We start from the raw sequence: 24,257 nt of genomic DNA on the forward strand, positions 1-24,257 counted from the left end.
ATGGCTTTCTGAGCGTCTAAGATGTAGATAAGGTTTGGAAAAAGGAGGAAAAACCCTTGTGAATATTCGCGGTTTCATGGTTATTTGCACGGCTCTGCTGTTGACGCAGCTGTTGGCAGAGGCGCCAACCTCGGCGAACGTGAAGGGGAGCAGCAACTCTCAGGCCAATCTAATCCAAGCTCAGAAAGCGAGTGCCCATATCCGCGCGGGGGATCAGCTTAAGCTCAAGCAGGAAGCCCCTTATTTTGCTGATCCGCTGTCCGGAAAGGAACCCATCGATAGCTTCCATGTGAATTATTATGGCCGCCAGGGGGAATCGTTTTCTGTACAGGACGTATCGGGAGAAATGGTATTACTGCAGGATCCATCCCGGGGGAAGTTATGGGTTCCGGTTTGGTATACAACGGCGGCTTCAAGCCGAGTATCAACTATCGCACCGACTTCTGTAACGCTTCGCGCAAACACGAAGGTGTCATTGACGCCCGGCAGCATGGTTCAGTGGAGCGCCAGCGCTCTGGGGAATCGGGAAGAACGCCAGATATCGGTTGCCAGGTGGGATGATTGGTACGGCATTGTCGTAAGCCCGGCACATTGGCATGAGGACTATATTATGAACCGGCCCATTTTGCTGTGGGTTCATGAGAGCCGGATCACGAAGCAAGAGGAGATGTCCGAGGGCTTAATGGAGCCAAGCTCGACGATTCCCATGACAGCGGTTCGAGATATCGTTGATTTGCTGCTCCATAAAGGAGCCTCAGCTGAGGAAACCGCGAAGTTCCTGGGTGAGCCCGCTGTAAAGGAGCATTCGGGGAATGTGGAGCTGGCTGGGCAGACGTTCTTGCTGGGCGAGAGTTGGAGATTTGTACGTCCAGAAGGGCAATTCATTGCGATCCTCTCCCCAGCGGGCCGACTTGAGACAGGCAAGTGGATATGGCCGGCAGGCGATAAGCCGATGAGCGGGCTGTTTACTGGTGATGACTATCCCTTTATCCATCATTTTATGGCGGGGCCGCTCCCGGACACATTGAAATTGCCTTACGTATGGCGGAATCAGGGGGATTTACAGTATGCCTACCTCACCGGGGCTAGCGATAACGTCCTTGTAGTTCAAGGAGATGACGGGCGTTTTAGCGGGATGCATGATGATTCAAACATATATGGCATTGATCGGCTGACTGGAGATAAGCTGTGGCAAATCGATGCCGGATACGGCAGACTGCTCAAGATGATGGGAAATACGGATGATTCGGTCACCGTCTATACATCGTTCAGCCCGGAGAAGAAAGCCTATGAGGACAGGGTGCGCCACATTCGGCTTGCCGATGGGGAAGTCCTGTGGGAAACGAGGCTGGAAGGCGGTGAAGAAGGAAGGTTTCTGGAAATCGGCGGGGCCAAGAATTCCGTCATTATATATGACCGGCCGGACATGGGCAGGGAAACAGGCCATTTGGCCGTGCTGGACAGGACGACAGGGAAGCAGAAATGGGGAATTGCCATACAAGGCGATTATCGGGTGTTGAACTCCGGAGCAGACGATCCGTATGTGCTTATACAGACCGGCCAGCTGCTTCAAGCCAGGGACACAAATACCGGCAAAATCGCCTGGACTCTCAAGGCCGATACGATAACCGGTGAAGACCCGCATTTATATCCGTATTATGCCGGTGGTCCGAGGACTGATCCATTTGCGTCAGAGCACCGTTTACGAAGATGGATGCTCCACGGAGATCAGTGGCTGTTGGTCGATCTGGAGACGGGAAGTGAGGCAGCACGGTATCCGGCAAAGACGGGAGAACGCTTTGAGGTGCTGAATGAGCGATACCTTCTTATACAGCGACAGCTGCCGGTGAAGTCCGAGTCATTTGGATCCTCCGTCGAGAGCTACGAATCATTATTATATGATTCAGCCGCGGATAAGATGCTCTGGACTTTGCCTGGGCAAGCATCGAAAGGCATCATCGAAGGGGAGCATATGTATTTGGTTCTGGACGGCGTTCCGGTAAAAGCAGAGCTGCAGACAGGACGCATTGTATGGAAGCTTCCTGTCACCGCCAGTCAGGATTACTCCCTCATGACCCCAGGCAGCTATGTGCTTCTTGAGGATTACGTACTGCTCCCCTACGGATATGATCTGCTTGCGCTCGGCAAGAAGGATGGGCATATCGCAGGACGCATACAGAACATTTGGATGGGATACGCCGAACTGAGGGAGCAAATATCTCGTGATGGCCTGCTCAACAGGACGGGAGACGAAATATACGCAGGATCCGCCAACGGTGCATTGACCCGACTGAGTTTAAAGGAACTGGAGTCCATATTAAAGAGCTCGGAGAAGTAGGCGCTGTTAACCAGAGCAATATATAAGGTGTGCTTGAAGCCGAGAAACAGCCACGTTGCAAGTGGCTGTTTCTCGGCTTCATTGGTTAGTTCATTATGTATTAAGCAACCAAACTAATCCTGAGAAGGGTACTCTCCGTCGAGGCAAATGATAAAATTCAGGGCTAGAAATGGCTGCATATTATTATGAGGCTGACTTGAGCCAGTTGGTGATAATGCGGTTGGATTCATAGTTGTATTGGAAATAGAATCATAGAGCGGGAGTTGTGTCTGCTGTCCAGGCCGGCCTTCTCGCGGTGATTGCGCCCAAATATGGTTGCCTGCAGTATTCGCGCTTCCTGGTGATCGGAACCGCACTTGTTCTGTTGTTGACTTTTTCCGCTGGTGTGTCTGCAGCATCTACATTGGAGCGCATTCAAGCTAACTTGAACCACGGCATTTCGTTTTTGCTGAACGGACAGGCATGGACGGCTAAAGATGCCAACGGGGCGAAGGCTGTTCCCATCAGTTATAAAGGGACGACATATGTACCGCTGCGCGCTGTGGCCGAGGCTACAGGGGCGGACATTCGCTTCGATGCGGCCAAACAGCAAATTTCGATTACGACGGGACCGGTTGCCCAAACTCCGGGCAAGGGAGAGCGCAGTCCTTTTAGCGTAGATAACGTATCTCACTTCAAATGGAGCTACTATACAAGCGGCATCACTCGGAACAAGGCTGATTTGCAGTTCGGAGAGACGCAATACGAAGCCGCATTTATGGTTACGGGCGTGAACAGTGCCGGACAAGGCGTTGCTTTTAAAGTCAAGGACGGCACGAAAAAAGTCGGCGTGTTGGTTGGCTTCAAAACGCCGAAGTCCGATAAAGTATACTCTGGAAGCTATACGATTGCCGACAAGGATGGACAAGCCTTTGCAACCGGTAAAATCGAAAACGGCACCGTAGCAGAAAACGTCCTGGTGCTGCCTAACAACACAACCGAGCTGTACGTTAAATTTATCGGACCGGCCGGGGAGGATTCCACGGGCTACGTCATTTGGGACGAAAGCTGGCTGGAGAATTAATTTAAATTATGTCTATGTAAATAATCAGCTTTAAAGCCGAGAGATAACCGCTTGTATGCGGCCGTCTTTCGGTTTTTTGCATGGTTATTGCTATGTTGTAGATTAGTGTATTTATTAAAATTAGTGACACAGTGACTCTAATCACGTATAATCATAACAAGATATAGAGTATAACAGATGTTTGAAATTAGTAGTACAATTTCAAGATGGTTAAAGGGGGACAATCGAATGATATCCCTGCAGGAGGTTAGCAAGAGCTATGGCCAGCAGCGAAATGACAGATTAGCTGCGGTTCAGGAAGTAACTCTCACGGTTGAGGAAGGAACGATTCATGGCATCATCGGACCTAGCGGCGCAGGAAAATCCACGCTGCTGCGGCTGATGAATATGCTGGAAGCTCCGGATGCAGGGAGGGTCATCATAGCAGGCCAGGATTGGACCGTCCTGAGTGAAGGCGAGCTGCGCCGGGCGAGAAGATCCATCGGCATGATTTTTCAGCAATTCAACTTGCTTCAGAATCGTACGGTCAGCGGCAATGTCTCCGTTCCCCTGGAGTTGGCTGGCCTGCCGAGGAAGGAACGGGCTGAGCGGGTTCGCGAGTGCCTGCGGTTTGTCGGGTTATCGGACAAGGCGGAGGAATACCCGGCGGCGCTTAGCGGAGGGCAGAAGCAGCGGGTAGCGATAGCCCGCGCTCTGGCGAATCACCCGAAGGTACTGCTCTGCGACGAGCCGACCTCATCCCTCGATCCGAATACGACGAATGATATCCTTGGCGTCTTGAGGCATGTGAACGAGACCTTGGGCGTCACGATCATTATCGTCACGCACGAGATGGATGTGGTAGCGCAGCTATGCCAACGGGTCTCCGTGATGGAGGACGGCCGGTTGACGGACAGCTTTGCACTGCAGCCTCAGAACCGTGCCTCTGCGATCCTGTCACCGAAATCGTACAGGGAACAGCTGTTGGGTACGGAGGGGCTTAGCGATGTTTGATATTTCTGTCATGCTGGACAGTATGATTCAATACGAGGCTGAAATCAGGAAGGCGATCGGCGAGACCTTCTTCATGGTGGGAATATCGGTTGCCGCTGCCATCGTCTGCGGCCTGCCTGTCGGCACCCTGCTGTTCCTGTGCCGTAAAGGCCAGATCTACGAAAACCGCACCTGCTCATGGCTGCTTAACGGCCTCGTCAATATCATCCGCTCCTTCCCGTTTCTGCTGCTGGTTGTCTTCATGATTCCGCTCACCCGGATCATTGTGGGTACAGCAATCGGCACGGTGGCGGCCTCGATACCTTTGTCGGTCGTGGCGATTGCGCTCTATGCCCGGCAGGTGGAGCAGGCGCTGCTCGATGTGCCTCGCGGCGTGATCGAAGCGGCGCGCTCGATGGGTGCGTCCAAGCTGGAGATGATCGTCAAGTTTCTGTACGTGGAGGCTCGATCAGGCCTCGTGCTGGGATTAACTACGTCGACGATCAGCTATATTTCCTATTCAACTGTCGTGGGGATCGTCGGAGGCGGCGGGATTGGCGATTTTGCCATTCGATACGGATATCAGCGTTTTGAGACGGAACTGATGACCGGGGTGATCCTATTGATGATCGTGCTGGTACAGGGTATTCAATATGCAGGCACGACGATTTCCAAGTTGCTGGATAAGCGGTCATAGCTGCAAGATTTATAATTTTTTACATTATACTTAGAGAAATATTCGGAGGGAAACATACGATGAAAAAATGGATGCTCATGCTCTCATTACTAATGGTTGTTGTGGCCGGCTGCGGTAAACAAGCGGACAGCGGCGCAGCGAATAAGGAGGCTTCGCCTGCGGAATCGCAGCAGCAGCAGGAGGAGGTCACGCTTAAAGTGGCAACCCTTATTCCGCCGATGACCGAGATCCTTGAGCTCGTTCAGCCGCTGCTGAAGGAAGAAGGCGTTAATCTGGAGCTTGTCGTATTGTCGGACAATATCCAGCCGAACGATGCGCTGGCGAATAAGGAAGTGGACGTCAACTTCTTTCAGCACGTCCCGTATATGGAGCAGTACAACCAGAACAAGAATGCTGATCTGGTAGCTGTACAACCAATCTATCACGCTGTATACGGCGCTTATTCGAAGCGTTATAAATCGATGGAGGAGCTGCCGGAGGGCGCGGTGATCGCCATCGCTAACGACCCTTCCAACATTGGACGTTCGCTGGATATGCTGGATAAAGCCGGCATTATCAAGCTGAAGGAAGGCGTCGGCATTGAAGCGACGCAAGCAGATATTATCGAAAATGAGAAGAACTATAAGTTCGAGGAAGTGGATTTGCTTATGCTGGCGCGGATGCTGGACGATGCGGATCTCGTGCTCATGACGCCGGCTTATGCGAGCCCGCTCGGCTTGACGCCGAAGAAGGACGCGCTATTGACCGAGACGGCGGAATCCGATTTCGCGATTACGCTAGTAGCCCGCGAGGATAACAAGGACTCCGAAGCGGTGCAGAAGCTGGCCAAGGCCATGTCCGGTCCTGAGGTGAAGCAGTTCCTGCAAGACAATTACGATGAAATCGCCATTCCTGCTTTCGAATGATTTCAAATGAACATTACACAAAAATCCGGGACTTCCCCATGCGGGAGGCCCCGGATTTTTGCTTCTAACGATATAGGTGATCCACAGGCTGCCCTAGATTTCAGAGAAGTGTATCAGGACTCAAAGCATGAAGAAGATGGCGCAAATGATGAGCAAGAAGGTGGAGAGCCAGAAGTAGAGAATTCTTCATCAGGAGAAGCCGAGTTCTGGACTTGATGGAGATGTCCCAGACTGGATGACGGATGGCGGAGACACTGGCGGTGTTCTTTGTGCGAATCATCATCTGGCATATGATAATAGCCTCTTTAACTTAATCCCTTAACATACGAAATTGATACATTACCGTTTTGGTGTGAGGCTTGGGAGCTGGGAGAAGCAGAAGAAAAAGGACAGTGACTCATTTGTATGTCCTGAGCGCGGTTACGAACAACCAAGGCATGTGACTGCGAAGATATTACCTAATGAGTAGAGAAAAGGAGCATTCTATGTTAACTGAATGCTCCTGATCTATTAAGGCCAATATGGATTGAAGTAAACGTAACCCTTATAGGTCACATAATGGTAACCTGAACCATCGTTACTAATAACGGTGAGGTAAGGATTAACCAGTTGTAGTGTTCCTGTAAACCTACCAGCTGGAAAGTAAGTAATGTGGTAGTAATTAAGTGATGGACCAGAAGAATCTTTCTCTCCCTTTCCAAAATTAATAGTTCTAGAAACTTCTACATATTTCGGAGAGGTATCATAGAAGTCATTAGCCTTATTTGCTGCACTGGCTGTTGATGCTGGCAATACTGAAGTAATAGCAATTAAAAATGTCAAGAAGAGAGTGATAAAAGATATTCTTTTTAAACTAAATTTCATAGATTACACCTCCTTTTTTAATTAATATATACATTTATGGAAAAAAAATCAATTATATTTTAAATATAATATGTAAATATAGAAATTAAAGGTATTTAATTGAATATAAGATTAGGATGATATTAGTAAATGTAATAGATAGATGACTATGCTTACATGATGAGTTTGAGTTGATAAGTTAATGCACAGTTCAATCATATAGCGCGTAAGGGGGTATGGTGATGCTGGACGAAGGACTTAAGACGGAATCATGGACTTCGGAGCAGATCAATGTGCACCTTCAGCGGATCGGAGCGGATAAGCTGCCAAACATAGTTGTAAGTAGTCGATTGGATAGGGCTGCTCCACAAATAGCAATGAAGAGTGGACGGTACCACAAACGGGGCGGAGAGTATTGATTCTCAAATCACACTGAAAATATCCCGTATATTATTACACAAAATATTTTCACAACGAAGACCCCTATATCCTCTTTCCGAAAGCAAGTGAGCAGGAAATCCAGCGTACGAAATTCCTGCTCGGAAAATATACAAGTATGATTTCTTTGATGCGAGACTTCGAGGAGAATGAACAGGATTTGAAGCAGGTGGCCATTTACCTTCGCCGAACTGTATCATTCATGCTTCACGTACAAATGTCATATCGTTATTCGACCCGGCGCAGACGCAAATCCTTCGTAAACCATTGACGGTAGCTGAGCGTGCTGAGCAGGATGCTGGTAATGGCGGCGGAGCTGGTAAAGGCAAATACGATCAGAATTTGATAGCGAACCGCCTCGACGGGATCGGCTCCGGCGATGATCATGCCGGTCATCATGCCCGGCAGCTGGACGAGCCCAACGGTTTTCATTCCATCGATCGTCGGGATCATACTCGATTTCACGGAGCGTTTCATGACATCCTGAACCGATCTCCGAGCGGATGCGCCCAGGGAGAGCAGCGTTTCGATTTCGCCGCGCGAGGCAAGGATATCGCGTTTGAACTGGTTCAGGAACAATCCGGCTACCACCATGGCGTTGCCAATGGTCATGCCGCTGATCGGAATGATGTATTGGGGTGTTGGCTCTATAATGTCCAGACCCAGCAAGAGGCCCATCATGAGCAATTCCGTGGCTGCAATGGCGATGGCTACTCTCCACCAGATTCCTGCCAGTCCTTTGCCCCGCTTGGCGGCATTGCTGGCAGCGACGGTAATCATGAATATGACGATGGCTATGATGAATAACGGATGATTGCTGTTAAATACAAACTGAAGCACATAGCCGACGAACAGCAGCTGCGCAGCGGCACGGATCGTTCCGCTGGCGATATCCTTCTCCAGATCAAGCTTCTGCCATACGGAGATCAGCATCGTGACCATCACGAAAATGATTGTAAAGCTGAGTGCTAAGAGAGACATAATTCACCTCTGTCCAGCGGCTGATTCAGGAATTTGCGGGCAAGACCTGTCTCAGGCTGCTCAAAAAACTGCTTCGCCGGTGTCCTTTCCAGCAAGGTGTGATCACCCATAAACCAGACATAATCGCTGATCCGGGCAGCCTGCTCCAGTTGATGCGTCACCCAGATCATGGCGGTGCCTTCCTGGCGATGCCATTGTTGAAGCAGTTCTTCTACCCTTATGGCGTTGCTCTGATCCAGCGAAGCTGTGATTTCGTCGAGCAATAGTATTTTTGGCCGCAGCAGCAGCGACCGGATCAGGGCGATGCGCTGCTTCTCCCCGCCGGATAAATCGGCTGCAGTTTTGCTGAGGTCGATCGTCTCAAGGCCTGCTTGTGCAAGCAGCTTGCCCACAAGCGGAGCGTCGTAAGGAATGCGGTGCAATTGATGCACCGTCCGCAAATTATCCTCGACGCTGCCGGGCAGCATAACGGCCTGCTGGGCCACGTAGCAGACAGCTTTGCGCCATTCTATAGGATCGATTTGCGTGGAAGATATGCCCTCTAGGCGGATATCGCCTTCATCGGCTATATCCAGCAGGGATAAAATTCGCAGCAAGGTGCTTTTGCCTTGCCCTGACATGCCCAGAAGGGCAACGCGGTCGTGGCGGGCTACCGCTGCGCTGACATTGCTAAATAGAAGAGTCCCGGGCGAGTCGGCATGGCTCTTCTTCAATTGTTCCAATTCAAGCAGAGTAGGCAAGATGGTGGGCACCTCTTTTTTTACAGGATATTTATATAGTACATTTTAACAAACCGTTGGAATAAAAAGTGGATTACACAACGTATGAAATAATGTTATAATAATTGAAAGTGAAATGAATTTACATGAAACATGTCATGGGATGGTTTCAAGTGTGACTTCCTTCACTGGAATAAGTATTAATTTGTAGTATTCTAAATTCAAGGCAACAAACAGAGCTTGATAATAACAAAAATAACATTTGAATATGGATCTTCGGGGTAAGGTGAAATTCCTGACCGGCGGTGATAGTCCGTTCCTTGAACGGCCTTCAGCCCGCGACTCCCTGTCTGAATGAGGCAGGGACTGATCTGGTGAAAATCCAGGGCCGACGGTAAAGTCCGGATGGGAGAAGATCAAGGGTAAGCATGCTGCGGATTTGTCATGTCCAGGCAAGCTTATTTGATCAGCCCCCGTACAGGTCGACGATGTCGATGACGGGGGTTTTCTGCACATAAGACTCCGTATTCAAGGTAAGGAGACTGCAAGATGGAAAACGCAACTGTAGGAGTCAAAATCAAACCTTCGCTGCCGCTGCAGGCCGCCCGACCGAAAAGCGGGTTCTGGCTAGTCGTTCTCGGAGCTGCCCTTTGGGGGGCCGATCCGCTATTTCGCATCATTTTGCTCAAGTCGCTCACATCGGCGCAAATCGTGCTGCTGGAGCATATCATCATCGCCTTGATTGCCATTCCGGTCATGTGGAAGAATCGCCAGGAGCTGCGAGGATTGGGCTGGAAGCAAGCCGGAGCCCTGCTCTTCATTTCGTGGGGCGGATCGGCCATAGCCACCATCCTGTTCACGATGGGACTCGTTCATGGCAATCCCAATGCCGTTCTGCTTCTGCAGAAGCTCCAGCCGCTGTTTGCGATCGTCCTGGCAAGAATGTTGCTGAAGGAACGGCTGCCGCGTCATTTCTCTTGGCTGATTATTCTGGCACTGGCCGGCACCTATCTGCTGACCTTCGGCTTTACCCTGCCGATCGGGCACTGGAGCGAAATTGTACAGGTCGGCAGCCTGCTGTCGCTTGGCGCGGCGGCGCTGTGGGGCGGTTCTACAGTAATGGGCCGTCTGATGGTGGGCCAAATGAAATACGAGACGGTAACCTCGCTTCGCTTCGTGCTGGCACTGCCGTTGTTGTTCGCAATTACCTGGAACGAAGGGGCAGCTTGGAACATACCTACTGAGGCTGGCGCTTTTGCGGCCGTATCCTTGAATTTGCTCGGTCAAGCGCTGCTGCCAGGCTTGCTCAGCCTGCTCGTCTACTATAAAGGGCTCACTACGACCAAGGCCTCGGTCGCCACACTTGCAGAGCTAAGCTTCCCGATGGTCGGAGTACTTATCAACTGGATTGCCTTTCAGGAGATGGTCACGGTCGCTCAGGCCTTCGGTTTTATGCTGATCTGGGCTACGCTGTTCGTGATTTCCCGGCAGTCACAGGCAGCGCCTGATGCGGCACTTAAGTCTTCATAATTCATGTAGATAAGATGAACAACATGTACGTACTTGCCACATATTTATTTGTTGGGTTCAACTTATAATAAAATAAATGGATTTATAGTAGTTAGTTTTTGCAGCAAGAAGGGAAAAATAGATTTAAATGGATTTCATATCGCTAGAAGGAGAGAAGCTGCCCATGATGGGTGGGATCCATGATTTTAGAGTCTTAAATCCATCTACTTCCCTAAAACAATTGTTTGGAGTTTGATTAGATGCCTGTATTCCATTTAATTAGGACCGTTTGGTGTGCATCTTATGGTACAGCATCTTAGTACAACGGTTGATATATAATGAACTTGATCTGCCTGCTGCACATTCATTTCAATAGTTTATTTTATATAGAAATGATTGCTTTCGGATCGATCATCATCGTTGTCTTCCAGTGGAAGGCAGGTGGTGATCGATTTTTTGTGATACGCATCGCGGAGAAATGACCGCAAAATTTGGAGCAGCTCGGTCATATTCACCAGTGAGATGGCAATAAAGTATAACAAGGCCAGCGGATTCATCTTCCTGACAAGAAGAAGCCTGCTGTTTTTTTGCATTTATGGGTCAATCAGCTAATTTACATAAAGCGCTACATTTAAAGCGTTAACGATAACATTTGTTCTATATGATGGGGGCGATAGTAATCATCATACAGGGAGGGAATTCATGTTGCGAAATATGGGCAGGAGGATTGTATATTTACTGCTGGCGGTTCAGCTTCTTGCCGGCTCACTATTTACAGGGGCTGCGGCTTATGCTGAAGATGATAACGCAGCACTTGATCATTTGGAGCAGCTTGAGGCGGGAGAAATTGGCGCTGGCGGGCCGCAGGCTGGCGAACTCCAAACCGATGCCGGACAAGCCGGTCATAGACAACCTGCGGAAGCATATTCCGTAACGCAAAATGTATACGTTGCAGCGGCCTCTTACGATTTTACAGACAAGCTTTACATTCGCAAAATCGGTTCATACCGGGTTGGCTCCACCAACAAGGACGGCGGCGTGGCCGAGATCGTGAAATACAATAAAGGGAACGGGAGGTTCTACCTCGTTAACGGTTCCTCCAACCCGCCAAGCCTTGATATCGTCAAGCTGGCCGGCGGTGCTTTAACGAAGGAGAAGACGATTCAAGTCAAGGAGCTGGCAGAGACGGACGGCTTCCAATACGGCGACTTGACCAGCGTCGATGTACATGCGGAAACGAAGCGCATAGCTGTAGCAGTACAGGAAGCGGATGCGGCCAAAGCGGGCAAAATACTCGTCATGGATGAGGACGGGAATTTGCTGACGACTTACGAGGCCGGCGTGCAGCCGGACATGCTTCTGTTTACGCCGGACGGACGCTATATACTGACGGCGGATGAAGGAGAACCGCGGCTTGCCGGGATCGATCCGGAAGGCAGCGTTACGATCGTCGATACGCTGACCGAAGAGGTGACGCATGTTAAATTTGATGATCCTGCGGTGATCGATGATTTGGTGCATATCCGTGGAGCTTCCGGCGCAGACGGCAGCATCACTGGTCCGGGGAATAAAGCCGATGCCTTGTTCGATTTGGAACCGGAGTATATTGCCCTTTCTTCAGATGGAGAGACCGCTTATGTGTCGCTGCAAGAGAACAATGCGATCGCTGAGATCGATATCGTCGCCAAAACGGTAACAGCCGTGCGCGGGCTAGGAGTGAAAGATTTAAACGACCCGGCCAATTCGTTGGACTTGGTGAAGGACGGGACGATCAAGCTGGAGAATGTTCCATTCTTCGGCCAATATATGCCGGATGGAATAGCTGCCTATGATTTTGGCGGTCAGACCTATCTGTTTACGGCCAATGAAGGAGATGTCACCGAATGGCCTGACCGGGTGAACGGCACAACGCTTGGCAAGCTGCGAACCCGGCTGAACCCCGACTCTGCGGCAGCGCAGTTTCTAGAGGGCAAGGGAACGGTTTACGATAAAGTCGAGGTCGCCGGGGATATGGGGAACGACGAGGTCTATTTGTACGGGGGACGTTCTTTCTCCATATGGAATGCTGCGGACATGCGGCTTGTGTATGATAGCGGCAGTGATTTTGAGCAAATTACAGCTCAGCGTCTGCCGGATTATTTCAATGCGAGCAACAGCAAGGCAGAGAAGGATGATCGCAGCGGCAAAAAAGGCCCTGAGCCCGAATACGTCTCGGTTGGCCGGGTCGGCGATAAAGTGTTTGCTTTTATCGGGCTGGAGCGGATCGGCGGCGTGATGACTTATGACGTGACTGACCCGGCGGCGCCGGAATTCGTCAATTATACGAATACACGCGATTTCGGCGCGGGCCTGGATACCGATACGGGGCCGGAGGGACTGGAGTTCATTCCTGCGCCAGACAGCCCGACGGGGCGCCCGCTGCTGCTTGTTGCAAACGAGGTTGGCGGCACCGTGACTGTCCTGGAGTTGGAGGTTACTAAGGTAACCTTGAATAAGACGGACTTGCGCCTTAATTTGGGCGGTGCCGGGGAGAAGCTGACGGCAGTGGTGGACGCCGTCGGCGTTGGCCAAATCGGTGTGAACTGGACATCCTCCAATCCCGGTATCGCGGCGGTAAATGGAGATGGCCTCGTTACACCTGTATCTGCCGGGAGTGCGGAGGTTACGGCAATCAGCGAAGACGGCTATGGCATGGCTATGGCGAAAGTTACCGTGAGTGAGGCTGCCCCGGCGGACTGGAAGCTGACGGTGATGCATACCAATGATACGCATGCCCATTTAGCCGATGTCGCAAGACGCGGAACCCTTGTCAGGGAAATCCGCGAGGAGACGGCCGGAAACAGCCTGTTGGTCGATGCAGGGGATGTGTTCTCGGGGGATCTTTATTTTACCAAGTGGCTGGGGTTGGCTGATTTGGCGTTTATGAATCAGCTGCAATATGACGCAATGACCTTCGGCAATCACGAGTTTGACCGGGGAACAGCCGTACTTGCCGAATTTGTGAGCCAGGCACAGTTCCCGCTGGTAAGCTCGAACATTGATTTCAGCAAGGATAATCATATGGTGCCATGGATTAGATCGCCTAAGACGATGAGGGCTGGCACTTCTCAAGCGGCAGGGGATGCTGGCGTGTATCCGTATGTCGTGTTTGACGTCAACGGCAAGCGTGTTGGTGTGATGGGCCTGACTACAGAAGACACCAAGGAAACATCGAGTCCCGGAAAAAATGTTGCATTTCTTCCCGCTGCAGAGGCTGCAGCTGAGACGGTAAAGGCGATGGAGCAAGAAGGAATTCAGATCATTATCGCCTTGTCCCATCTAGGCTATAGCCGGGATAAACAGCTCGCTGGCGCAGTGGACGGGATCGACCTGATTGTCGGCGGCCATACCCATACGAAGCTGGATGAGCCGGAAATCATCTTGAATTCGGATGGCGGCGCGCCGACGGTGATCGTGCAGGCCAATGAATGGGGGAAATATTTGGGCCGCGTCGATCTTTATTTTGACCGTAACGGCGTCGTGCTGACGGGAGCGGGCCAAACGTCCGGAAGACTCCTTCCCGTAGACAGCCAGGTAGAGGAAGATCGCGAGCTGAAAGCGATGCTGGAGCCATATAACGCTGAACTGGACGTACTCAAGAAGCAGGTGATCGGAATTGCCGGCGTTGTTCTCGACGGGGAGCGCGACCATGTGCGCTCCAGAGAGACGAATCTGGGGAACCTCATTGCCGATGGCATGCTGGCGAAAGCGAAGGATCTCAAAAATGCGGATATTGCCCTGACCAATGGCGGGGGAATCCGCGCTTCCATAGACGAAGGCGAAATTACGATGGGCGAGCTGCGTACGGTGATGCCGTTTGGGAACACGCTGTATATTTTGGATGTGACCGGCAAACAGCTTAAGGATGGACTGGAGAATGGCGTTAGCGGCGCCAAGCTTGCCGATCTGCCGGGTAAATTTCCGCAGGTCGCCGGCATGAAGTTCAAGTGGGATCCGAAAGCTCCGGCTGGCAGCAAAGTGTATGATATCCAGATTCAAAATGGTGAGCGGTACATTCCGCTGAATGAGTCTGCGATTTACCGCTTGGCAACCAACAGCTTCGTGGCCAACGGGGGAGACGGTTATGCTTCCTTTGCCGAGGCGGTTGCGCTTGGCGCGTACCATGAGGATCTCGGGTATCCCGACTATGAGATCTTTATCGAGCATGTGGAGCAGCAGGGAGGGACGGTCCATCCTCGGGTAGAAGGGCGTATTGTTGAACAAGCGAAGCCTGAGAGCAAACCTGGAAATGGCAGCGGGTCTGGCAATGCTGGCGGCGGCAATGCTGGTGGTGGCAGCAACACCGTCGGCGGGAGCCAAGGAAATGGCAAAAATGAGCCGGATAAGGACCACGGCCCCAGTGGAAACGGCAGTCAGGGAGCGCATGTGCTGTCCGGCGAACAGCTGCAGCGGACAAAAGAAATCGCAGCGGACGGCACGGAAATGATCCGGATTACCGCGCAGCTGTCTGACGTTGAAGCTGCTTTGGCAGCCGCCGAGCAAGGGAACCGTGAGGTCATGATTCAGGCGGAGGATAAGGACTTTGCCGGATCGGGTTCCGCTTTGCAAGCAGTGAAGGTGTCTCTTCAGGCAAAGGCGCTGGCATCAGCATCCTCTAGAGACAAGAACCTCGTCATGGTCATCCGTACCGCATCAGCGAGTTATCTTCTTCCGCTGCATGTGCTGGGTTTACAGCAGTTAGAGGGCGGTAATGGCGCGCTGGATTGGCAGGAGGCTTCGGTTAATGTCATTTTGGCACCCGTCACAGGAGAGAAGCTGCAGCAGATTAACGGTAAAGCCGCGGCTCAGGGAGCCGGAATCGTACCCGGTACGGTCTTTGATTTTAAAGTGACTTTATCCGGGAAAGACGAGGAACGGGAGATCCGTTATTTCGGGCTAACCTATGTCAGCCGAACGATCGGCATTCCCGATCATTTTGCCGATAAGCTATTAACGGCGGTGCAATATGATGAAGCGACTGGTGAATTGCTCTTCGTGCCTGCGGTGAAAATACGCACAAATGAAGGGGCTGCCCTTGAAATCAAACGCCCTGGCAACAGCATCTATGCTGTGCTGGAATACCGCAAAACGTTTGCGGATATTCATGGGCACTGGGCCCAGCAGGCGATTGAAGCCTTGGCTTCGCGAATGATCGCCAGAGGAACGGAGGATTCCATATTTGCTCCGGGGCAAGCAGTGAGCAAAGGCGAATTTGCAGCTTTGCTGATGCGGAGCCTGGGATTGGCCTCAGTTACAGCAATCGGGGATAGCCGATTTGCTGATGTCGGCCCAAATACGCCGCATGCCGCGGAGATCGGCTCTGCTGCACAGTATGGGATCGTAACCGGCGATGAATCCGGCCATTTCAATCCGGATCAAGAGCTAAACCGCGCCGAAATGGCTGTAATGGTCGCCCATGCCCTCCGCCTTGTGGACGGCAGCGATGGAAGCAATATACCGGGCTCTTTGGCGGTATTTAAGGATCAGCACGCGATTCCTGCCTGGGCGTTCCCTGGCGCTGCCTATCTAGCGGACCGGGGTATGGTGAAGGGCGATCCGCAGGGCAATTTCGAGGCTCACGGGAAGATAACCCGCGCCCAAGCTGCAGTGATCTTGCTGAAATTGCTCCGAGAGCTTGGATTTGTGGACGAGGCATAAGGAACGGAACCAAGTGGGTAGGTAGCATAGGATTGGACATACCAGAGGACGCCGGCAGGCGTCCTTTTTGGCTTGTATTCTTGGTCATATGTGAGCTTCAGTCTAATGTCTTGGTCTCGTGTTTTGGTCTCGTGTCTTGGTCTCACGTTCTGTCTCGAGTTTCAGCCTCGCGCCACGGCGCCGCGGGTGTCGTAGTTCATCACTTCCGATCAGCAGCAATCGTTTGCTTACTAGAAGGCGAAGGAGCTTTCTTGTTATTGACAAGAATAGAGCGAATGGTTACCTTAAAAAGAAATGATCGTAAAGAACTGGAAAAATGCATGGGCTATAGGAGGATACATGTCTTGAACAAATGGATGGCAATCTTAATAGCAGGTCTCATGGCGGCGGTGGTCGCTTCGGGCTGCACAGTGAAATCAAACACAGAGGAGGTTAATACGTCTACAGTTAGTGATAGCAAGAACAACAAAAGCTCGAATGCGAATGCGACCACTTCGAATCAAAATTTGCCGAAGGCGGAGGAGCTTATACAACGGATGAACGAGGCTGGAAAGGAACTCATGAGCTTCTCGACTGAAGTGGATGTATACCAGACTATTATAAACAGGGTTTCAAATACGGCATCCACCGAACAAATTATCGATTCGCTGACGAGAAGCGATATCATTAAAGAACCGTTTCAGACCCATTCAAGCACCCAGACGAAAATGCACACCGAGGACATGTCCATGGTTATGGAGCAGTATGTCACGAAAGATGCTATTTACATGAAGTTGGGGAATGACTGGATGAAGATGAATGAAGAGATGAGGAGCAAAGCGATGCCAAGCATGGTGGAGGCAGGCTATCCCTGGCGGCAGCTAGAGCCGTACCGCTCCGTGGAGGATGCGCTGGAAGTCAGCGAAGAGGGAGGACACTATGTTATCCGAGCGAAGCTAAATGACAGCCAGCTGTTAAAATTCACCAAAAGCTACAGAAATCAGACGAATTATCGTGGCGAGCCGCTTACGGATAACTACACCGATATAAAAATTAGGAAGGCCAACATCGTGTATACTGTCCGCAAAGACACTTATTACCCGGTTGAAGTCAGCTTATCTACGGATATGGACGTAACGATGTCAGGCAACACATTTTCCATAAAAAGCGAAAGTTGGAGCAAATACTCCAATTATAATGAAATCCAGGAAATCAACATACCGCAAGAAGTACTGGCGGTTCAATAAAATAGCATGCACCCAGGGAAGGGGTGCTTTTTTTGTGAAAATATACCAACTGCTTAACTATTCGAAACTTCCCGGGTCGGTTCCCGTACGAGCTGATTGGCTGGGGAAAGGCTGGGGTTCACCGCGAAAACCCATCTCCGCACCACGAAATACAACACTTCGACTAACACGATAGCCCCGACGATATCCAGGAGAACATGCTGTTTGACGAACACCGTGGATGCTGTAATCGTCCAGGACGCAATGATAATTGTCCACTTGGATAAGGCGGACCATTTGCATTCGGCCAGCCCTTTAAGCATCAAATAACTGGTCAGGACATGGATGCTCGGAAAACAGTTATAAGGCCCGTCGGTCCGGTAAATGAAATCAACCAGCCAGTAGGTGAGCCCCGTTTCGGTAATCTCCGGACGCCCTACGGTCGTCTGGTAGAAATAGAAGGTGATGTAACTGGCGATGAGTCCCAGGCAAAGCGTGAGCAGCGTGCGATAGTACGTTGTTTTATTTTTAAGGAAATAAGCGAAGAGCATACTGATGATGAACGGATACCACAGAATATACGGAATAATAAAAGCAGATATGAAAGGGATGTGGTCATCCCAAGAGATCATCAGGCTTCGTACGGTTGTATTGCCGTGATTTAATATCCCATAAAAAACGTTAAGCACCGGAATGGCCAAAATCCATAATAGCGGCTTGTAGTCCGCAAGCTTCCTTTTCAATCACATTCGACCCCTTATCCCCATTTTCTGTATATATGCTACTCCATAGGTATATCAGATGTGCAGGAAGATTGCCACTAAAAATTGTCTAAGATTTGTAAATTCGGTAGCCGGAACTGTAATCGATGTCAAAAACCATTATACTAAGCTCCATTTACATATGGATAAAGAGCAGTCTAAGGATACGGCTACATGGTTTCCCCAACCAACCTATTTCACTGGGGGCGAAGGAAAGGGTTACGGTGCTATGCCAGAGAGAGGGGAAGTATTATATTTACATTTCCCTGGCAGTAATGAAGAGATTAACTATGTGATTAGCTCGGATGGCAGTGATTACGACTCTATAGCGAAGCGGATTCAAGCTTCTACTCAAAATCCAGAGCCGCCGGAGTCCAAGAAAAAACCAAATAATCGTGCTGCTGCAGTTCCAAAGAAAAACAGGAACCCGGGACAAGCGATTAATGAGGATACCATATACCGAAGTAAGCAGTGGTTTTCGCCGGGCAACAAATCTTTGCTGCTGGATGATCATCAGGTCAAGCTGCACGCTACGGACGGAGCTTCCCAGATCACGCTGTTGGATGGTACGGGAATTATCGTCAGCAGTACAGGAAGTATGGAACTGACCGCGAAGAATTTAAGAGTTAACCCCGATTTCGTAGGGGAACAAGGATCCATCCCAGCAGAAGGCGTGAATGTAATGCTAACAGCGGGGAAGAATGTTATTCTGCTCTGCGAGGGCAGCAGTATGATGATGGATGAGCAGGATGGTTCCATACATATGTTGTCTGAAACGGTTCGGCTGGAGAGTCCCGAGAATCCTATGGATATTCAAGTGATGTCAGGGGATGAGGTAGAAGCTCTGTTGGCAGAGTATGAACAAATGCGTTTGGGCTACCAGCCTGTATTTTTATCGGACGGGACGCTGGTCAGTAGCGATAACAACGACGTATTGTACAATTACTTTATAAAATATGTGTATAAGCCCGATGATCAAGGAACATCTCCCGAAAAAATGTTCAAAGCTTGGAGATTAGAGTATTACGGTAAAAATTCAAATGAGAAAAAACGTGAATATTATGGTAAATCTGCTGAATTTGTAGTAAAGGGAAATTATGCGGATGAAGTTACCGGACTCGGTGTTGGAACTAGTATTCTTCTGGGAGTAACAGGGGTAGATCTTTTAGCAGATGGAAGAGATCTGGTACATAACTTTACGCACTGGGAGTGGAGCTGGGGACATATAGGAGAAGTTGGGCTGAATAGTTTAGGGCTCGTCCCGGTTATTGGAGCAGTTAAGAACCTGAAGTATTCGGATGACGTTCTCGCTCTCGCCAAGCAAGCAGGAAATGCTGATGATTTTATTAAAGGTCTTAATAAAATGGGCGCCCTTGTGGATGAAGCTGGTAATAAGTTTGCGTTGAGGAAGCTGGCAGATGGCAGCTATGAGCTGATCAATGAAAGTGGTAAGGTCGTTAAAAAGATCGATGGGCTGCCTAGTGCGATTAATGAGTTGGGTGTTAAAATAGGTAAGGGGAATGGTGAGGTTGGAACACCGCCTCGCTATGGAGATAGGCAAATATCACAAGAAGAATATGATATATTAAGAGATCAGACACCAACAAGGGAATTAAGGGATAAAGTGAACGAAGGACATGATAAAAAGGTAATAACCCAGGACGAGGTCCTTCCTGGCAAAACATTTAAGGGTGCATTGGAAGCGGATCATGTAGTCTCAATGGATAGAATTACTAGAATGGATGGTTTCGGGAAATTAACAGATGCCCAAAAGCTTGAAGTCTTAAATAACCCAGAAAATTTTATAGCATTAAGTAAATCTGCAAATACATCAAAGCAATCTAAGTCGTTTGAGGAGTGGACACACTATAAGAAAGGAAAGCCAGGAGAAATCGAAGTTAATCCAGAATTTAGAGAAAAAATGATTGTCAAAGAAAAAGAACTCGAAAGAAAGTTACAGAAACAGATTGATGAATTTAATGAATTGAACAGTAAGAACAAGGGAGATGATTAGTCAATGGAAGAAAAACTTACTTATTTAAGGAAGTACAATAAGAATGTTCGAATACTAGGAATAAATGAAATAAGTAGACTTAATGATAATGTAATTCCAACTGAATGGAAAAACTCGCTTAATAATGATGATGTTAAAGTGAGAATTGATTTATTTCTGAACATATGGAAAAAAAACGTGGGGATACAATTGCGTAACACGATCTCTTATCTAAATGAACATCTTATAAACATCGAAATTATGGAAGTTGATAGTATGTATTCAGTCTTATACACTATAAGAAATTCCAAAGGCGACATACTATATTATGAAGGACGTAATCCTAAAGAAGGTCAAAAAAACTTAGAATTAGAGGAATTATGGGATAAAACCCCTACTACAATTCGAAATTTTTATGAAAATGTTCATGACGGTTTTTACTATTATGCTAGTGAATCGATGGGCTTAGTCCCATTAGAATCAGTAACATTTCTTGGTGACGAGGATATTGAGTGGAGTATTATTGATGAATTAGAAGAACCAATAAAAATAAACCTTGATTCTTCGTTTGGCTTTTTTACTAATGGTATGGGGAGCTATGTAGCCATAGATTACACTAATTGTATTGATAACAATGCTACTTTTTGGTCTGCAAAATTAAAGCCCAAATATAATATCAATTTTTGGAGTTATCTAGATGAATGGATTGTAATTGGCTTTGAAACATAAATTAATAAATTAAGGAGGACCCCCAAGCGCCGAATTAATCCATCACTTAATCAATAACATAAAAAAATCATGAAATACCCGTATAAGGATTTAATCACATTGCTATTAGTAATTGTGATGGGATAATTTGACCTTATGGTCAGTAAAAAGAAAAATCAGATATTTGTCCACTCTCAATAAAATCTATATAAGCATTAATTTTATGAAATTTCTGCTTATAACTTTAACAATAAGGGGTTGTACACTAGAATAAAACCAAGTACTAATCAACGTTCAAAGGCTTATTCCAACTTGATCTATAAGGAGGAGTGAGCCTTTTTTCATACGAAAGCTAAAGAGAAAGAAACTCTAGTGAATGCAAAAGGACTTGTACAATAAACAATGGGCTGAAGTCATGCTTGGAGAAGTTGCTTAATGATGCAGCGTTCATTCCGGTTATTGGAGCAGTTAAGAACCTGAAGTATTCTGATGACGTGATCCCTCTCGTCAAGCAAGCTGGAAATGCTGATGATTTTATTAAAGGTCTTAATAAAATGGGTGCCCTTGTAGATGAGGCAGGCAATAATAAGTTTGCGCTGAAAAAAATAGCAGGTGGCAGCTATGAGCTGATCGATGAAAGTGACTAGTTCCTGACGGTTGGCAAGTCCATCATAAAATTCTGGACCAAGGTGGTACCAATGATCTGGAAAACTTAGTTCTATAAAAAAACGATTCTTATCACAAGGTTATAACTAATGAGCAGAATTCAAAGGGTATGAAACCTGGGGAGAATAAAACAGTAGAATTTCCTATTCCAGAAGGAGATATTTATCCTCCTAAGAAGGAATAAATACTTTTAAGAAGGTGATTATATGTGGAAAGAGCAAGTTAGTCATATTTCTAAGATAAGGAAAAAAAGGAATCGGAAACTAAATTTACCTGCTAATGAAAATGAGTTATCAAGCTTTCGTAAATCAGTAGTGGAGAAATTTGGTGAAGATGTGCTGCCACAGCAATACTATGAATTTTTGAAAACAGTTAATGGAATTGAATTTAATGGACTTAAAATTTATGGGATCGACCCAATTTTTTTAGATTCTAAGTCAATAAATCAGGTGGATAGTTTTTTTGATGCCAATGAAACATGGGAGTCAATTAAAGATGAAGATGAGTTGATTTTTTTTGGAGATTCAGATATTGCTTGGTATTGTTATAATGTTTCTAAAAAATGTTTTGTTGAATTAGATAAACCTTCAGGCGAGCTTATGGAAACTTTTTGCGATTTTGATACCATGCTTCAATCTGCTTTCTCTGTAGCGCTTAATTAATTGTAGAATCATAAGGAGTAAGATTTAATGGCAGTTTTTATGATAATGCTGAAGGACTATGAGGACGAAGAAAGAGTTATATACACTTATGGACCAAATGAAGAAATAATGGGGAGAATTGAATACGATAAAAAAAATGGTGTGATAAATCAACTCTCTCCAATTGATTCTGACAGTTATGCTGATGATTTCTTTTTTAAAAGAGCTGGAAGAAGACTGGCAAGAATGATAATTAAAGAAAATAACAACTTTGTTGAAAGGACAACTATTGAATCGTAGAAAGTTTAATGAAATTTCTGCTTACAACTCTAACAATAAGGTTGTATACTCGTACAAAACCAAGTACTAATAAACTTTCAAAGGCTTATTCCAACTTGATCATGAGGAGGAGTGAGCCTTTTTTCATACGAAAGGAAAGGAGAAGGAAACTCCAGCGAATGCAATAGGGCAGAATTTATTAGAGTTGAAACAGATATCAAGATTACTGATACTGGATTCGGCGTTGATGAGTTAAAGGTAAAGGATTGGAATAAGGAAATAGATTAATTCATAGGGAGGATTCAATGATAAACCAAAAAAAATTAGAAATGGCTTTTAAAAGATATAGCAACAATTTTGTGGATGGGATCAAATTTGAAGATGTTATAAATAAATATAATGTTAGTAGAAGTAAGATTGAGAAGATCGTTGAGCAAAATGACACAGAGAAAGATCATATACTATTAATAAATCTAAACAAAATATTTTCATATTACTTATCACTATGGAAAAATGATGTATTGATCAGTGGTGGAAACAATGCAGAAGGATTAAAGAACATGCAGAAAGTCGTATTCTATCAGTGTATGGGGCAGGATCTCTATACAATCAGGTATCCTGAGATGATCTTGGGATATACATTTAGAGAAGTCGTCATCACATTGGTCCATTTTGCGATGTATGGATGGGAGAAAGAAGAAAATATATTACATGATTTTATGGCTCATCACTTCGGCGGGCATTTAATGGATGCCAATGAAGGGAACAGACATATTTGGTTTTTGCTTGAGCTGTATCTGCAGTATAGAAATAAAACCATCATGGGAACGAGTAAAAAATTGCATCTAGCCGTGAAAAATAAGTTTAAGGAAAATGGACAGCGGTGCGGCTCGATTCCTGATGATCTAGACGTTTATGAGGAAGTGCTTGAACGATGGTCCACTGGTGATCTGCTGGAAATAGAGCATCTGATTTCGAAAATGACTTTGTATCATTCTGCATTAGCTTCTGAAATTGGTCAGCTGGGCGAATTTGGTGACTTCAGATATGGATTTTATCCATTTGAAATCCTATTCATGATTCATATAAGGAGAAAACTCGGGTTACCAGTTCCCGCTCCCTTGGACTATTTGCTGATGAATACCCCAGAAGCGAAAATGGTGTATAGTGACCCTGAACCATATCCTGAGTGGAACCCTGCGCTTCAGATGATCGATCAATTTTATCGTAAAAACTATACAGAATATATTCCCAATCGGCATGGGGAGTTGTTTTAATAAAGGGGGGAACAAGTATGCATGATCAAGAAATAACACAGCTCATATTCCCTGATAACAAGGATTTGGAACAGTTTTTGAAGGATGTAGGAAGTTATGACATACATGAAGACTTATTAAAATTTGGACTGAAGACAAAACAGTTTTTATACGTTGACTATAAAGGTGAGCAGTATCAAGAGATCGTCAATTTTATTCTGGACTATGAATTTGCCCATCACATTGAATTAGCAGCAAAAGAAGAACTTGAGCAACTAGAAGCGTATGACTATGAATTTTTACCTGATAAGATCAGAGAGGCTAACAAAATACTGTCACTGAAGGGGTATGGACTATTTTCATATCCCAATTCGGGCGACTTTTACGCATTATTCATTGCAAAATTAGAGAAGATAACAAATTTGCTGCAAGAAGAATTGCTGCTCGACGATAGAATTCCTTTCCAAGAAAGGTGTATCAAGTATTACAGATAGCATTAAAAGTGATTTATAACTCAAAGCTTAAGTTAGTAAAGGTATTAAAAATATGCAGGTCGAATGGTCAAATATCACCATAATCGACCTGT

The 24,257-nt window shown here is 47.3% G+C and carries 21 protein-coding genes and 1 riboswitch; of the genes, 17 read left to right on the top strand and 4 right to left on the bottom strand.

Annotated elements, in window-relative coordinates; all coding sequences use genetic code 11:
• The first annotated feature begins 58 nt into the window (after positions 1 to 58).
• From QNH46_RS06370 to QNH46_RS06395, 6 genes are all read left to right on the top strand, one after another.
• A complete protein-coding gene (locus QNH46_RS06370; RefSeq protein ID WP_283927368.1) occupies positions 59 to 2,338 on the top strand; it encodes an outer membrane protein assembly factor BamB family protein in 2,280 nt (759 codons plus the stop codon).
• A 265-nt stretch (positions 2,339 to 2,603) separates the two neighbouring features.
• The gene (locus tag QNH46_RS06375) at positions 2,604 to 3,401 is read left to right on the top strand and encodes a stalk domain-containing protein (protein WP_283927369.1); all 798 of its coding nucleotides are present in this window, start codon (positions 2,604 to 2,606) and stop codon (positions 3,399 to 3,401) included.
• A gap of 228 nt (positions 3,402 to 3,629) precedes the next feature.
• The gene (locus tag QNH46_RS06380) at positions 3,630 to 4,394 is read left to right on the top strand and encodes a methionine ABC transporter ATP-binding protein (protein ID WP_283927370.1); all 765 of its coding nucleotides are present in this window, start codon (positions 3,630 to 3,632) and stop codon (positions 4,392 to 4,394) included.
• Positions 4,387 to 5,070, top strand: coding sequence for a methionine ABC transporter permease (locus tag QNH46_RS06385; RefSeq protein ID WP_283927371.1), 684 nt, complete (start codon positions 4,387 to 4,389; stop codon positions 5,068 to 5,070). Before QNH46_RS06380 ends, QNH46_RS06385 begins: the two co-directional genes overlap by 8 nt.
• A gap of 59 nt (positions 5,071 to 5,129) precedes the next feature.
• Positions 5,130 to 5,975 carry a MetQ/NlpA family ABC transporter substrate-binding protein gene (locus QNH46_RS06390; protein ID WP_283927372.1) on the top strand — a complete coding sequence of 282 codons (846 nt, stop codon included), beginning with the start codon at positions 5,130 to 5,132 and terminating at the stop codon, positions 5,973 to 5,975.
• Between the two features lie 6 nt (positions 5,976 to 5,981).
• On the top strand, positions 5,982 to 6,191 hold the full coding sequence (locus QNH46_RS06395; protein ID WP_283927373.1) for a hypothetical protein: 210 nt from the start codon (positions 5,982 to 5,984) through the stop codon (positions 6,189 to 6,191).
• Between the two features lie 294 nt (positions 6,192 to 6,485).
• Here QNH46_RS06395 and QNH46_RS06400 read toward each other — a convergent pair whose 3' ends face one another.
• Positions 6,486 to 6,839: a hypothetical protein gene (locus QNH46_RS06400; protein WP_283927374.1), complete on the bottom strand. Its 354-nt coding sequence runs from the start codon at positions 6,837 to 6,839 to the stop codon at positions 6,486 to 6,488.
• 221 nt (positions 6,840 to 7,060) lie between these two features.
• Between QNH46_RS06400 and QNH46_RS06405 the strand changes: the two genes are divergently transcribed.
• Positions 7,061 to 7,237: a hypothetical protein gene (locus QNH46_RS06405; RefSeq protein ID WP_283927375.1), complete on the top strand. Its 177-nt coding sequence runs from the start codon at positions 7,061 to 7,063 to the stop codon at positions 7,235 to 7,237.
• A 247-nt stretch (positions 7,238 to 7,484) separates the two neighbouring features.
• Here the strand turns inward: QNH46_RS06405 and QNH46_RS06410 are convergent, their stop codons facing one another.
• A complete protein-coding gene (locus QNH46_RS06410) occupies positions 7,485 to 8,237 on the bottom strand; it encodes an ABC transporter permease (protein WP_283927376.1) in 753 nt (250 codons plus the stop codon).
• Positions 8,225 to 8,977 (bottom strand): ABC transporter ATP-binding protein, encoded by a 753-nt coding sequence (locus tag QNH46_RS06415; protein WP_430691885.1) that lies wholly within the window; start codon positions 8,975 to 8,977, stop codon positions 8,225 to 8,227. Before QNH46_RS06415 ends, QNH46_RS06410 begins: the two co-directional genes overlap by 13 nt.
• Before the next feature lie 247 nt (positions 8,978 to 9,224).
• A riboswitch (FMN riboswitch) is annotated at positions 9,225 to 9,377 on the top strand.
• Positions 9,378 to 9,505: 128 nt separating this feature from the next.
• On the opposite strand from QNH46_RS06415, the gene QNH46_RS06420 reads away from it, so the two are divergent.
• The 3 genes from QNH46_RS06420 to QNH46_RS06430 all read left to right on the top strand — a co-directional run bounded on the left by QNH46_RS06420 (position 9,506) and on the right by QNH46_RS06430 (position 17,388).
• A complete protein-coding gene (locus QNH46_RS06420) occupies positions 9,506 to 10,486 on the top strand; it encodes a DMT family transporter (RefSeq protein ID WP_283927378.1) in 981 nt (326 codons plus the stop codon).
• Between the two features lie 681 nt (positions 10,487 to 11,167).
• A complete protein-coding gene (locus QNH46_RS06425) occupies positions 11,168 to 16,162 on the top strand; it encodes a choice-of-anchor I family protein (RefSeq protein WP_283927379.1) in 4,995 nt (1,664 codons plus the stop codon).
• Positions 16,163 to 16,506: 344 nt separating this feature from the next.
• The gene (locus QNH46_RS06430; RefSeq protein WP_283927380.1) at positions 16,507 to 17,388 is read left to right on the top strand and encodes a DUF6612 family protein; all 882 of its coding nucleotides are present in this window, start codon (positions 16,507 to 16,509) and stop codon (positions 17,386 to 17,388) included.
• Positions 17,389 to 17,441: 53 nt separating this feature from the next.
• Here the strand turns inward: QNH46_RS06430 and QNH46_RS06435 are convergent, their stop codons facing one another.
• Positions 17,442 to 18,110, bottom strand: a complete 669-nt coding sequence (locus tag QNH46_RS06435) for a phosphatase PAP2 family protein (RefSeq protein ID WP_283927381.1) — start codon at positions 18,108 to 18,110, stop codon at positions 17,442 to 17,444.
• A 160-nt stretch (positions 18,111 to 18,270) separates the two neighbouring features.
• Between QNH46_RS06435 and QNH46_RS06440 the strand changes: the two genes are divergently transcribed.
• The 7 genes from QNH46_RS06440 (at position 18,271) to QNH46_RS06470 (ending at position 24,165) form a co-directional block, all read left to right on the top strand.
• A complete protein-coding gene (locus tag QNH46_RS06440) occupies positions 18,271 to 20,142 on the top strand; it encodes a hypothetical protein (RefSeq protein ID WP_283927382.1) in 1,872 nt (623 codons plus the stop codon).
• A 3-nt stretch (positions 20,143 to 20,145) separates the two neighbouring features.
• Entirely contained in the window at positions 20,146 to 20,850 is a 705-nt protein-coding gene (locus QNH46_RS06445; protein ID WP_283927383.1) for an SMI1/KNR4 family protein, read from the top strand.
• Between the two features lie 398 nt (positions 20,851 to 21,248).
• Entirely contained in the window at positions 21,249 to 21,476 is a 228-nt protein-coding gene (locus tag QNH46_RS06450; protein WP_283927384.1) for a hypothetical protein, read from the top strand.
• Positions 21,477 to 21,701: 225 nt separating this feature from the next.
• Positions 21,702 to 22,157, top strand: a complete 456-nt coding sequence (locus QNH46_RS06455) for a YrhA family protein (RefSeq protein ID WP_283927385.1) — start codon at positions 21,702 to 21,704, stop codon at positions 22,155 to 22,157.
• Positions 22,158 to 22,184: 27 nt separating this feature from the next.
• Entirely contained in the window at positions 22,185 to 22,436 is a 252-nt protein-coding gene (locus QNH46_RS06460; RefSeq protein ID WP_283927386.1) for a hypothetical protein, read from the top strand.
• A 284-nt stretch (positions 22,437 to 22,720) separates the two neighbouring features.
• A complete protein-coding gene (locus tag QNH46_RS06465; protein ID WP_283927387.1) occupies positions 22,721 to 23,692 on the top strand; it encodes a hypothetical protein in 972 nt (323 codons plus the stop codon).
• Positions 23,693 to 23,709: 17 nt separating this feature from the next.
• Positions 23,710 to 24,165 carry a DUF6630 family protein gene (locus QNH46_RS06470; RefSeq protein ID WP_283927388.1) on the top strand — a complete coding sequence of 152 codons (456 nt, stop codon included), beginning with the start codon at positions 23,710 to 23,712 and terminating at the stop codon, positions 24,163 to 24,165.
• Positions 24,166 to 24,257 lie beyond the last annotated feature (92 nt).

The sequence above is a fragment of the Paenibacillus woosongensis genome, assembly GCF_030122845.1.
Taxonomy (GTDB): domain Bacteria; phylum Bacillota; class Bacilli; order Paenibacillales; family Paenibacillaceae; genus Fontibacillus; species Fontibacillus woosongensis_A.

Bases quoted from the DNA above. Each gene is read 5' to 3' on its own strand.
- QNH46_RS06380 (WP_283927370.1), top strand. From the start codon at position 3,630: ATGATATCCCTGCAGGAGGTTAGCAAGAGCTATGGCCAGCAGCGAAAT.
- QNH46_RS06455 (WP_283927385.1), top strand. From the start codon at position 21,702: ATGTGGAAAGAGCAAGTTAGTCATATTTCTAAGATAAGGAAAAAAAGG.
- QNH46_RS06395 (WP_283927373.1), top strand. From the start codon at position 5,982: ATGAACATTACACAAAAATCCGGGACTTCCCCATGCGGGAGGCCCCGG.
- QNH46_RS06445 (WP_283927383.1), top strand. From the start codon at position 20,146: ATGGAAGAAAAACTTACTTATTTAAGGAAGTACAATAAGAATGTTCGA.
- QNH46_RS06440 (WP_283927382.1), top strand. From the start codon at position 18,271: ATGGATAAAGAGCAGTCTAAGGATACGGCTACATGGTTTCCCCAACCA.
- QNH46_RS06385 (WP_283927371.1), top strand. From the start codon at position 4,387: ATGTTTGATATTTCTGTCATGCTGGACAGTATGATTCAATACGAGGCT.
- QNH46_RS06420 (WP_283927378.1), top strand. From the start codon at position 9,506: ATGGAAAACGCAACTGTAGGAGTCAAAATCAAACCTTCGCTGCCGCTG.
- QNH46_RS06460 (WP_283927386.1), top strand. From the start codon at position 22,185: ATGGCAGTTTTTATGATAATGCTGAAGGACTATGAGGACGAAGAAAGA.
- QNH46_RS06405 (WP_283927375.1), top strand. From the start codon at position 7,061: ATGCTGGACGAAGGACTTAAGACGGAATCATGGACTTCGGAGCAGATC.
- QNH46_RS06470 (WP_283927388.1), top strand. From the start codon at position 23,710: ATGCATGATCAAGAAATAACACAGCTCATATTCCCTGATAACAAGGAT.
- QNH46_RS06400 (WP_283927374.1), bottom strand. From the start codon at position 6,839: ATGAAATTTAGTTTAAAAAGAATATCTTTTATCACTCTCTTCTTGACA.
- QNH46_RS06465 (WP_283927387.1), top strand. From the start codon at position 22,721: ATGATAAACCAAAAAAAATTAGAAATGGCTTTTAAAAGATATAGCAAC.
- QNH46_RS06390 (WP_283927372.1), top strand. From the start codon at position 5,130: ATGAAAAAATGGATGCTCATGCTCTCATTACTAATGGTTGTTGTGGCC.
- QNH46_RS06410 (WP_283927376.1), bottom strand. From the start codon at position 8,237: ATGTCTCTCTTAGCACTCAGCTTTACAATCATTTTCGTGATGGTCACG.
- QNH46_RS06425 (WP_283927379.1), top strand. From the start codon at position 11,168: ATGTTGCGAAATATGGGCAGGAGGATTGTATATTTACTGCTGGCGGTT.